9 protein-coding genes are annotated in these 11066 nt (G+C 59.5%); 3 read left to right on the forward strand and 6 right to left on the reverse strand.

What is annotated here, in order from left to right:
• The first annotated feature begins 127 nt into the window (after window positions 1-127).
• Together WH50_RS20345 and WH50_RS20350 are read left to right on the forward strand one after the other, a co-directional pair.
• Window positions 128-1180, forward strand: a complete 1053-nt coding sequence (locus WH50_RS20345) for an NAD(P)-dependent alcohol dehydrogenase (protein ID WP_110189099.1) — start codon at window positions 128-130, stop codon at window positions 1178-1180.
• A gap of 239 nt (window positions 1181-1419) precedes the next feature.
• The gene (locus tag WH50_RS20350) at window positions 1420-1821 is read left to right on the forward strand and encodes a hypothetical protein (RefSeq protein WP_110189100.1); all 402 of its coding nucleotides are present in this window, start codon (window positions 1420-1422) and stop codon (window positions 1819-1821) included.
• A gap of 14 nt (window positions 1822-1835) precedes the next feature.
• Here WH50_RS20350 and WH50_RS20355 read toward each other — a convergent pair whose 3' ends face one another.
• The 6 genes from WH50_RS20355 to WH50_RS20380 all read right to left on the reverse strand — a co-directional run bounded on the left by WH50_RS20355 (window position 1836) and on the right by WH50_RS20380 (window position 9702).
• A complete protein-coding gene (locus tag WH50_RS20355) occupies window positions 1836-2405 on the reverse strand; it encodes a PaaI family thioesterase (protein WP_110189101.1) in 570 nt (189 codons plus the stop codon).
• Between the two features lie 59 nt (window positions 2406-2464).
• On the reverse strand, window positions 2465-3916 hold the full coding sequence (locus WH50_RS20360) for a DHA2 family efflux MFS transporter permease subunit (protein WP_110189102.1): 1452 nt from the start codon (window positions 3914-3916) through the stop codon (window positions 2465-2467).
• Window positions 3917-3971: 55 nt separating this feature from the next.
• Window positions 3972-4778 carry an oxidoreductase gene (locus tag WH50_RS20365; RefSeq protein ID WP_110189103.1) on the reverse strand — a complete coding sequence of 269 codons (807 nt, stop codon included), beginning with the start codon at window positions 4776-4778 and terminating at the stop codon, window positions 3972-3974.
• A gap of 37 nt (window positions 4779-4815) precedes the next feature.
• A complete protein-coding gene (locus WH50_RS20370) occupies window positions 4816-7884 on the reverse strand; it encodes an efflux RND transporter permease subunit (protein WP_110189104.1) in 3069 nt (1022 codons plus the stop codon).
• Window positions 7881-8987 carry an efflux RND transporter periplasmic adaptor subunit gene (locus WH50_RS20375; protein WP_110189105.1) on the reverse strand — a complete coding sequence of 369 codons (1107 nt, stop codon included), beginning with the start codon at window positions 8985-8987 and terminating at the stop codon, window positions 7881-7883. Before WH50_RS20375 ends, WH50_RS20370 begins: the two co-directional genes overlap by 4 nt.
• A 97-nt stretch (window positions 8988-9084) precedes the next feature.
• Window positions 9085-9702: a TetR/AcrR family transcriptional regulator gene (locus tag WH50_RS20380; RefSeq protein ID WP_110189106.1), complete on the reverse strand. Its 618-nt coding sequence runs from the start codon at window positions 9700-9702 to the stop codon at window positions 9085-9087.
• Between the two features lie 88 nt (window positions 9703-9790).
• Between WH50_RS20380 and WH50_RS20385 the strand changes: the two genes are divergently transcribed.
• Window positions 9791-11066, forward strand: a 1276-nt coding sequence (locus WH50_RS20385) for an efflux transporter outer membrane subunit (RefSeq protein ID WP_110189109.1), incomplete at its 3' end; no start/stop codon positions are given.

Raw genomic sequence — 11066 nt, forward strand, 5'->3', positions numbered from 1 at the left:
CACGATCTCGCGAACCAGACCTGAGAGGGTGACGAGCTCGTGAGCATGCTCTGACTGAGGTGACTGAGCACTCCATACTGTTCAGGTCGCTTCGCTCTCCCCTGAACCAGACTGTAAGGTACTGATTATGTTGAATGTGCTGGGATACGCAGCCGAATCGGCCACAAGCCCTCTGAAGCCTTTTACCTTCGAGCGTCGGGATGCGCGGCCTGACGATGTCACCATTGACATTCTCTACAGCGGTGTCTGCCATTCCGATATCCACCAGGCACGCAACGAATGGGGCAACTCGGTTTTCCCCATGGTGCCCGGCCACGAAATCATTGGCCGTGTCAGCGCGGTCGGCAGTGATGTGCAGAAGTACCAGGTCGGCGATATGGTCGGCGTGGGCTGCATGGTGGAATCCTGCCGTCACTGCGCTTCCTGCAAGGCGGATCTGGAGCAGTATTGCGCCAATGGCATGGCGCCGACCTACAACGGTTTCCATGTCCACAGCGACAACCTGCCCACCTACGGCGGTTACTCCAAAACCATCGTGGTGACTGAGCACTTCGTGGTGAAAATCCCCGATGCGCTGGATATCAAATCAGCAGCACCGATTCTCTGTGCCGGTATCACCACCTACTCACCGCTGAAGCACTATGGCGTCAAGGCCGGTGACAAGGTCGGCATCATCGGTATGGGTGGTCTGGGCCATATGGGCGTCAAATACGCCAGGGCACTGGGGGCTGAGGTGACCATCTTCACCCGGTCCGCCAGCAAGGTGGCCGAGGCCAAAAAGCAGGGCGCGGATCACGTGATCGTTTCCACCGATCCGGCACAGATGGAAACCGCGTACGAGCGCTTCGACTTCATGCTCGATACCGTGCCCACCAAGCACGACTACAACCCCTATCTGGCCTGCCTGAAAGTGGATGGTACCCACATCATCGTCGGTCAGGTGGAGCCGCTGGACGAGCCCGCCATTCACAGCTTCCACCTGATCGGCAAACGCCGCAAACTGGTCGGCTCGATGATCGGTGGTATGAAGGAAACTCAGGAAGTGCTGGATTTCTCCGCTGAACACGGCATTACCTGTGACGTGGAGATGATCCGCATGGATCAGATCAACGAAGCCTATGAACGCATGATCAAAGGCGATGTGAAGTATCGCTTTGTGATCGATATGGCCTCGCTGTAACCCCACCCGCGCGCCGCCCAACGCCAGCCTGATGCAGATCAGGCTGGCGTTGTCGTTTCTGCCGCCAGGGCTGGCGGTGCTGACTATCGTGCTAAGCCATTGAGTTGGCGCGACCTTTGCTGCTCAAACCCTGATCACTCTGGTGACGCCACTGGACGCCAGGGTGTCGCCGTTCTGCTATTGCAGTTTGATGACCCAAGCGACAGGTAAACCTATATGAACTTAGTGAGGGAAGGGCGATGAGAAGCTGTACGTCCATTCTCGCCAGGGAATACTGGCTGGATGGCAGACGCCAGAACAACTGCAGCTGTCTGTTTCTGAGCTTCGATGACGGTTGCAGCTACAAGGTGTTCTTTGATGATGGCGATGACCGCTGGCGGCTGGTTGAAACTGTCATGCCGCAGGAGCGCACCTTACAGGGCGAAAAGGGCGTGCACTTTCCGCATCGGCAGTACCTGCCTGCCTATATGGAAGCGGGCTATCTGCAGCGCTACGCAAGTGTTGATCACGGCCTGTTGCTGGGGTTTTCCAGCGGGCTGGAGATCAGCCTGAGTCACGATGCCGGGCGCGATGTGGAGACCATGCTGGTGATCCTGCCCGGTGGCAAAAGCAAGGCGGCCTATCAGGAGTGCCGCCTGTAATCTCTGCTGTGTTTTCACTCTGTGCCATGCGGTTCCTTGCTGACGGACAGGGGCCGGTCCAGCGGCATGCAGATCGCCGTTGCGTGGGCATACAGACTGCCACTTTCATCTTCAACACGAGTCTCAGCAGTAATCAGCAGGCGGCCATCATGAATGACGCGGGCGGAGGCTCGTAGCGGGCCTGTCCTGTGAGAAGCCGGGCGGACAATATGGGTACTCAGCTCGACTGTGGCATAGGTCCGCGCGGGGGGCAGTGTGCTTTGTACAGCGCAGCCCAGAGCAGAATCGACGAGTGTAGCAAACCAGCCACCGTGAACTGTGCCCGCCGGGTTGTAATGCTGTGGTAGCGGAATGCCCTGAAACAGGGCATAGCCATCGCCTACCTCCAGCAGTGTCATGTTCATGATGTCATTCATGGGCGGATAGGGCAGTGCACCCATCATAATATCTTCCAGAATTTCTCTTCCTGTCTTTCCTTCCAGCTGCTCAAACGGGGTGATGCCAGGTTGCCCCCCGCCGGCAATCACGCGTAAACAAGCGGCTTCATGCTGCGTCAGCCAATCAGAGCAGGGCGGGGTGCGCATGGTAACTCTCCGTAATCAGTAGGTCGGGGGCAGTGAATGCAATACGTAAGGAGCGTCTGTCAGGTCTCAGGCTGTCTGGCGAAATCCGGCGGCGCTGTACGGAGGCTGCGAATAGCCGTTGGCGAAGTGCTGACCGGCAGGCACATCACCGCAGTGAGCAGCGCCAGACCCATATGGCAAAGATAAATGGCGTCAAAGCTGGCGCGCTGCAGGCTGGCACTGCCCAGTATCAGAACGGTCAGCGCGACGCCAATGACGGAGCCGATCTGGCGGATAGCCTGGTTGACCGCACCCCCGACGGCGTAATGCTCTGTAGGTAAGTGGCTGACCGCTGCGCCCGACAGCGAAGGCATGACCATGCCAACGCCAATACCGCTGAGCAGCATGCCCGGCAACCATTGCGTCAGGTAGGCAGGCTCTACGCCTGGAACCAGATAGAACCAGAGGGCACTGCAGGCATAGATCAGGCAGCCTGTCACTAGCAGCGGTCGATGGCCACGACGGCTGGCTATCCGGCCGGAGATAGCCGCTGCCGGAATGACCATCAGCGGGCCCGGTGCCATGGCAAGACCCGCCAGCGGTAAGGGGTATTTCCAGAGCGCATTCATGTAGAAAAAGAACGCGAAGAACATCATCGCGAAGGCAATGCCAAAGCTGAAGGTGGCCAGATTCACATAGCGATAGGTAGGGTTACGGAACAGGTTCAGGTCTACCAGTGGTGCTGCAGCGAATCGCGCCCACGCGATAAAACCAGTCAGTCCCAGCAAGCCGACAGCGGAAGAGGCAAGTAGTGCCTGACGGGACCAGTCAGGGGAGTCGGCCTGCACGACCGCCAGCGCCAGTGCGCCAACACCGATAACCAGCAGGCATATGCCCACAACATCCAGCGGGCGCTGGGCACTGAACTGTCTCGACTCCTGCAACAGCCTGATGCCACGCCAGACAGAGAACAGGCCCAAAGGGACGTTCAGGTAGAATGCCCACTGCCAGCCTAGCGCAGCAATGGCGAATGAACCCAGGCTGGGGCCGACTGCGGCGGCCAGACCGCCTACCGCGCCCCACAGACTGACAGCGATGGCGCGCTTGTCCGCCGGAAAGACGCCCAGCACCAGTGATAGCGATGCCGGTGTCAGCAGCGCCGCGCCCGTGGCCTGCACTACCCTTGCTGCTACCAGCCATTGCACTGTACCTGCCAGCCCGCAGGCCACGGAAGCCAGCAGGAAAAGCACTACGCCCACGATAAAGACGCTCTTGCGTCCATGTCGATCTGCCAGTCCTCCGGCAGGGATCAGCATCGCGGCATAGACGACGGTATAGGCGTTAATAACCCACGACAAATCAGCCGCTGTCGCCTGTGGAAACCCGGCATGCAGGGCGCTGAAGGCGGCAAACAGCATGGTGCCGTCCATCGCCACCAGAAATACCGCCACGCTGGCCACCCAGAACACCGGCCAGGGTGAGGTCGTAGCGGGGGGCGCCGCGGTTGTCGAGGCATGATGTGCATGAGTCATAAAGCGTTCCCGTTAACGGTTACTCATATCTGAGGTCTGGTTGAGGTTGGCATGATCAGGCCAGGCCAAAGGTTTTTCGCAGTCCCTTGCTGACGGGACCGGCAGGCATAAAGCGGCGCAACTTGGCTAGCAGAGAGGCTTCGCCTTTGGGGGTATGGCGCATCTTCCAGGCACCCAGGCTGGCATCGACGATGGTGGTGGCGACACCCTCGGGTTTCGGAGCTTTTTGCACATTCTCCTGAATGGCCGTCGCGACCACGCTGCGCTCCTGTTGGTAGTCCCTGATGGTGGCGGCTGTCACCGGTGCATTGAGGTCCAGACTGGTCTTGGTGAAGGAAGGCTCAACCAGCGCAACGCGAATACCGAACTGGCGCACTTCGTGATCGAGGGTCTCGGACAGCCCTTCAACTGCATGCTTGGAGGCCGAGTAGAGTGCCATGTACGGCGCTGGCAGGAAGCCCAGTACAGAGCTGACATTGACGATGCGCCCGGCGCGCTGCTCTCGCATCTGTGGCAGTACAGCCCTGATCACCCGCAGGACGCCGAACAGATTGGTGTCAAACAGCGCCTGAGCCTCTGCAACCGAGGTCTCTTCCGTGGCGCCTAGCAGGGTTACCCCGGCACTGTTGACCAGTACATCAATACGCCTGGCCTGATCGATGATGCTCTGGATGCCGCGTTCGACAGAGGTCTGATCACGGACATCCATCTCGATAAGGGTGACTCCCGGTAGATCATGAGTGCGTGCAATGCTGCGCACGGTGCCAAACACCCGGCAGCCCTTTTCGGCAAATTTCTGCGCAGTGGCGCGGCCAATCCCGGATGACACACCGGTGACGACAACAACTGTAGAGGAAGACATGGCTGTTCCTTTGAGTGATGAAGGTAGATTGCGATGATCAGTGCTGCCGAGCGGCAGGCCTGATCCTGAACCAGATGGCGTACATGGCAGGGAGGAAAACCAGCGTCAGCACTGTCCCGGCCAGCGTGCCTCCAATCAGGGTGTAAGCCAGCGTTCCCCAGAACACCGAATGGGTCAGCGGAATGAAGGCCAGAATGGCTGCCAGCGCCGTCAGGATGACCGGTCTGGCACGTTGCACAGTGGCTTCTACGACGGCCTGAAAGGAGTCGAGCCCGGCCTGTTCGTTTTCACGAATCTGTCCGATGAGGATCAGCGTGTTGCGCATCAGAATGCCCGACAGTGCAATCAGGCCCACCAGCGCATTGATACCAAAGGGCTGCTGGAACAGCAGGAGAGTCGGTACTACGCCAATCAGGCCGAGCGGGCTGGTCAGAAAGACCATGACCATCCCCGCCAGGGAACGTACCTGCAGCACAATAATCAGCAGCGTGATGGCAATCATGATGGGGAACAGCGGCAGCATGGCCGTCTGTGCCTTGCCTGACTCTTCGATGGAGCCCGCTTCGGTGATTCGGTAACCGCGGGGCAGCGTGTCCACGATGGGGGCAAGCAGGGCCGTAATGTGTGTCGAGACATCGGGCGGCTGCAAGCCTTCGGCAATATCACCGCGCACCGTAATGGTTGGCACACGGTCACGCCGTCGTATCACGGGCTCCTCCATACGCACCTCGATACGGCCTATCTGCGACAGTGGGATGCGTTGCCCCTCGGAACCGGTCACGGTGAAGTCACCGATGCTGGCCGGATCAAGCCGGGAGCCGCCCGCCGACCTTGCCAGCACCTGCACGGTACGGATGTCTTCCCGCACAGTGGTGATGGGGATGCCATTGAGCAAAAACTGCAGTTGCTGCGCCACCGCAGCGGAACTCAGGCCAAGTGCCTGCAGGCGGTCCTGTTGCAGGGTGAAATGCAGTGTTGGCACACGTACACCCCAGTCGGTGTTGACGGTGCGCATCTGCGGGCTGGCGTTCATGACCTGCTCAACTTTATCCGCAATCTGACGCAGCACCTGCGGATCAGGGCCGGACACTCGGTAGGCCACCGGGAAGGGCGAATAGGGGCCGAACACCAGCTGGGTGACACGCAGTCGGGCTTCGGGAGCCAGGCCGTCAGCGATGGCCTGACGCAGGCGGAGCTTCAGCGTTTCGCGCTCTTCCTGACTGTCGGTGCGCACTACGATTTTGGCGAACGATGGATCAGGCAGCTCGGGCCCCATGGCGAAGAAAAACCGTGGCGCACCCTGACCGATGTAGGCGGTTACAATCCGCGCCTCCTGCTGCCTCCTCAGCCAGGCCTCTACTTTGGCGGCGGCATCGCTGGTCTGGAGAATTGAGGTGCCGTAGGGCATCTGCACTTCGACCATTACCTCGGGGCGGTCAGAGATGGGGAAAAACTGCTTTTTGACCACTGACATCCCAACGACAGCCAGGGTGAACAGGCACACCACGGTGCCCGCCACCAGCCACTTCCGCGTAATCACCTGTGTTAGTACTCGACGGAACTGGTTATAGCGGCGGGTATTGTAAATCGCCGTATGGCCGCCTTCGATGGTCTTGAAGTCAGGCAACAGCTTCACCCCGAGATAGGGGGTGAAGACGACGGCTACCACCCAGGAGGCAATGAGGGCGATACCGACAATCCAGAACATATTGCTGGTGTACTCACCGGCGGTGGAGCGGGCGAAACCATTGGGCATAAAGCCGACTGCGGTGACCAGCGTCCCCGATAGCATGGGGGCGGCAGTATGGCTCCAGGCATAAGCCGAGGCGGCAACGCGGCTGAAGCCTTCTTCCATTTTTACCACCATCATTTCGATGGCGATGATGGCATCGTCCACCAGCAGGCCAAGTGCAAGGATCAGCGAGCCGAGGGTAATCCGGTCAAAGTTCTTGCCGGTGGCAAGCATGACTACAAACACGGCGGCCAGTGTGAGTGGCACGGCAGCGGCTACCACCACGCCCACCCGCCATCCCATACTGATAAAGCAGACCAGCATGACTACCAGCAGTGCGACGAAGAACTTGATCATGAACTCATCAACCGAGGCGCTGATATTCACCGCCTGATCCGTCACCTTGGTCAGGCTCATACCGACTGGCAGTGCGGTGTTGATTGTACTGATTTCGCTATCCAGCGCTTTGCCCAGATCCAACCCGTTCCAGCCGTCACGCATGACGATACCCAGCAGTAGCGCGGGTTCACCCCCGCTGCGGACGAGGAAGGTGGCCGGGTCTTCATAGCCGCGGGTGACGCTGGCAATGTCTGCTAACTTCAGTGTTTGGCCTTGTACCACCACAGGTGTGTCTCTGATCTTCTGCAGATCATCAAACTGGCCGTCCAGGCGGACAAACACCTGCGGGCCGCGAGTTTCGATGGAGCCAGCCGGGGTCAGGGCGTTCTGGCTGGCCAGTGCCGAAAAGATGGCCTGCGGGCTGACGCCGAGTGTGGCCAAGCGCTCGTGGGAAAACTCGACATAGATACGTTCAGGCTGTTCACCGATGATGTTGACCTTCTTCACGCCCGCCACATGCAGCAGCTGCTGACGCAGGCCCTCGGCATCACGCACCAGATGACGCTGGGCTTCGCCCGGTGCTTTCAGAGCGAACAGGGCGAACGTCACATCGGAGTATTCATCGTTGATGAAAGGGCCCACTACTCCCGGTGGCAGGTCGGGTATTTCATCCCCCACCTTTTTGCGTGCCTGATAGAACTGCTCCTGTACCTCTGATGGCGGTGTGCTATCCAGCAGCGTCAAGGTGGTGAACGCCAGCCCCGGACGGGTGTAGGTTTCTGCGCGGTCATACCAGCGCAGCTCCTGCAGGCGTTTTTCAATCTTCTCCGCGACCTGATCCTGCATCTCCTGCGCGGTCGCGCCCGGCCAGACTGTCACGATGGTCATGACTTTGATCGTGAAGGCCGGATCTTCGGCACGGCCTAACTTTAAAAACGACAGCACACCGGCCCCGGAAATAAGCAGTATCAGGAACAGGGTGACCGCCCGCTCACGCACTGCCAGGGCGGAGAGGTTGAAGCGCCCGCTGTTCATGGGCGACCTCCGGCGACAGAGTCGCTTCCTTCGCTAAGCGTTCTGACCTGCTCGCCCTCCTTGAGAAGATGGGCACCAAGAGCGACTACCTGTGTACCGAGGGTCAGATGGCCTTCTACCTGCGCCGCCTCGTCGGACAGGCTGAGTATCCTGACAGGATGCCACTCCGTTCTGGCCGGGTCGCCAGCGACAGCCCAGACTCCCGGCCCGGAGCCTGCGTCAAACAGTGCCCCAATTGGCACCTCGAAGGCGGCTGCAGCGGTACTACGGGTAGGAATGGCGACCGTAACGGTTGCGCCTAATGGCGCCTGTGCCTGCGCGCCTTCAAGGATATATCGGGCTTCGTAGGTGCGCGTGGCCGGGTCTGCCGCATCAGATAGCAGACGCAGCTGGGCGGGCAGGGTGTTGTGCGGATCACTGTACAGTGTTGCCTGAGCGGATGATCCGACCGCAGGTCTCAGGGTCTCGGGCAGGTACACTACGGCTTCGCGTTGTCCGGCCCGTGCCAGACGGACCACCGGCTGTCCGGCTGTGACGACCTGACCGGGCTCTGCGTGTGTCGCAACCACGACCCCATCCGCATCGGCCACCAGTACAGCATAGCTGGTGGCATTCCCGGCAACGCCGGCCTGAGCTTCTGCCGCTTTTAGCTGGGCCCGAGCTGCATCGGCAGCCGCTTTGATCTGGCCATAAGCCGAAGCAGACACCGCTCCGGCAGCGACCAGATCGCGGTAGCGGGCTTCATCGTCAGCGGTTTGTCTGGCGTGCACCTGTGCTGCCGCGACGGCTTCTTTCTGTGCTTTCGCCTGCAGCCCCAGATCGACAGGGTCCATGCGCATCAGAGGCTGGCCGCGTTTTACTGACTGGCCGGTATCAACGAGGCGTTCCAGTACCTTACCGGAGACACGAAAGCCGAGATCACTCTGCACCCGGGCTGCAACGACACCGGTGAATGAACGTGAGGTTGTGGCAGAGCTTTGCACAGGAACGACGCGGACGAGTGGCGGCTCAGTACGGGGGTCGGCACCGGAGTCATCACCGAATGCCACTGGGGTAAGCGGCAACAGGCAGAAAAGACAGGAGGCAAGATGGCGTTGAAGCATGGGAACCCTTCTTCACGAAGAAATAGTGTCCCCATTCTTTTTCATGTGACCAATTTAGTCAATGGTCACTATGTGGAATCGTTATGACGCAAGATCATTACGGTGCCAGGCTGCGCAGAATGAGACTGGACAAGTGGCCGGTGGCCTCTGTGGCATGGTCGAGGTTGTGCTGCAGCAGCAGTGGGTTGACGTAGGGGCGCATGACCAGATAAATGGCGTTGACTGCCTCATCAAGCGGGGTCTTACGTTCAAAATCACCGGCTTCACGGCCCTCGCGGATGATCTGTAATACCAGCGTTTTAAGGTAGTTCTCGTAGGCTTGCAGCGATGGCCAGGCCTCGCTTGCTGAGGTGGCCGCGATATCGTAGAGCTTGCGGTCATGAAAGAACAGGTAGCTGCCAGCATCCACCAGGGCACGGAACATACGGCGTAACTTCTCCGGTGCAGAGGGTACACTGTGTATGGCGTCATCGACCGTGGTCATGATCATCTGCAGGCGATTGCCGCAGATCACCTCACCAATAGCCTGCTTGGAGTCGAAAAATTTGTAGATGTAGGCCTTGGAGAAACCGATGGCTTTCGCCAGATCAGAAACGGTGGTTTTTTCATAGCCATAGCGGCCAAAGTACTCGGTCGCTGCCTGAACGATCTGATCCCGGACATCGTGGTCCGTGGGGCCTCGCTGGGGAGTTATGGGGGTAGGTGAATTAGTCATTGGGTCAGCTTACCTTCAGCTTTATGGATTGACAACGAGTGACCATTTCATATTATGGTCACTGCCTAGCCTGAGTCCAAGGATCATCATGCTCCCTCGTCGCTCTATTATGTTTTTGCTATACACCGGCGTGCTCGCTGGCTGCTCGGTTGGCCCGGAGTATCATCGCCCGGAGGCGCCAGTTCTGACTCATTACGCCGCAGAGGAAGCGCTCCGGCAAGATGGCAGCCTGTCTGCCGCTGAGCTGGTCAGCTGGTGGGAGGCATTTGACGACCCCATGTTGACGCACTTTGTCTCCCTTGCACTTGAGCAGAATCTGGATCTGGCGCAGGCGCAGGCGCGTGTCGCTCAGGCCCGTGCCGGGCTTGGGGCGGCAAATGCAGCCCTGCTACCTGCGGCGGATGCCAGTGGTTCCGCAGCTCGTGCTTACCAGTCAGCAGAGACCCCGCTTGGGCAGGTGCTTAATGCTACGCCAGGATACGACCGATGGGGAAATGCCTATCAGACTGATCTGACCGCCAGCTGGGAAGTGGATGTGTTCGGTGGGCTGCACCGTGGACGGCAGGCGGCGTTGGCTGACTATCAGGCCTCCCGCGCCGGAGCTGTGGCGGCGAGGCTAGCCGTCGCCGCCCAGACGGCAGACATCTATATCACCGTCCGGGGTCTGCAGGCCCGGCTCGACATTGCCCGAAAGCAGGTAACCACTCAGCAGGATCTGTTGGCGAAAGTGGAGCTGCTGTATGCCAAAGGGCTTGCTGCAGAGTATCAGCTACGGCAGACAGAGGGGGCGCTGGCTCAGGTTCAGGCGAGTATTCCTGTGCTGCAGACCAACCTTGATGTGGCGATGAATGCCATGGACGTCATAGTGGGGGCGCCTCCGGGATCCCATCGGTCTGAACTGGCTGTACCGGCACCGATTCCTGCCACGCCATCACTGACAGGTCTGGGTTCTCCGGCTGAACTGCTGCAGCGACGCCCTGACCTGATAGTGGCGGAGCGTCGGCTGGCAGCAACCAATGCCCGTATTGGCGAAGCGATGGCTGGTTATTACCCCCATTTTTCCCTGAGTGGAATGCTGGGCAGTGCCACGGCCATTGCCAGTGGCAATCTGCTCTCTGGCGGAGCGAGTCAGTCGTCAGGTGTGCTGGGATTGCGCTGGCGTCTGTTTGATTTCGGCCGCATTAATGCGCAGATTGATCTGGCCAGGGGCAGGGATGCCGAGGCGTTGGCGGCCTATCGTGAAGCGGTACTGCATGCAACGGAAGAAGTGGAAAACGCGTTTTCAGCGTTGGTCAATCGGGGTGTACAAAGCACCACCCTGAGTGCTGGTGAGGCGTCACTTAGCTGTGTAAACCCACCACGTT

This window comes from Pokkaliibacter plantistimulans (genome assembly GCF_003194385.1).
Taxonomy (GTDB): domain Bacteria; phylum Pseudomonadota; class Gammaproteobacteria; order Pseudomonadales; family Balneatricaceae; genus Pokkaliibacter; species Pokkaliibacter plantistimulans.

What these genes read in the sequence shown, in the direction of transcription:
- WH50_RS20345 (WP_110189099.1), top strand. Translation starts at nt 128, where the DNA reads ATGTTGAATGTGCTGGGATACGCAGCCGAATCGGCCACAAGCCCTCTG.
- WH50_RS20350 (WP_110189100.1), top strand. Translation starts at nt 1,420, where the DNA reads ATGAGAAGCTGTACGTCCATTCTCGCCAGGGAATACTGGCTGGATGGC.
- WH50_RS20355 (WP_110189101.1), bottom strand. Translation starts at nt 2,405, where the DNA reads ATGCGCACCCCGCCCTGCTCTGATTGGCTGACGCAGCATGAAGCCGCT.
- WH50_RS20360 (WP_110189102.1), bottom strand. Translation starts at nt 3,916, where the DNA reads ATGACTCATGCACATCATGCCTCGACAACCGCGGCGCCCCCCGCTACG.
- WH50_RS20365 (WP_110189103.1), bottom strand. Translation starts at nt 4,778, where the DNA reads ATGTCTTCCTCTACAGTTGTTGTCGTCACCGGTGTGTCATCCGGGATT.
- WH50_RS20370 (WP_110189104.1), bottom strand. Translation starts at nt 7,884, where the DNA reads ATGAACAGCGGGCGCTTCAACCTCTCCGCCCTGGCAGTGCGTGAGCGG.
- WH50_RS20375 (WP_110189105.1), bottom strand. Translation starts at nt 8,987, where the DNA reads ATGCTTCAACGCCATCTTGCCTCCTGTCTTTTCTGCCTGTTGCCGCTT.
- WH50_RS20380 (WP_110189106.1), bottom strand. Translation starts at nt 9,702, where the DNA reads ATGACTAATTCACCTACCCCCATAACTCCCCAGCGAGGCCCCACGGAC.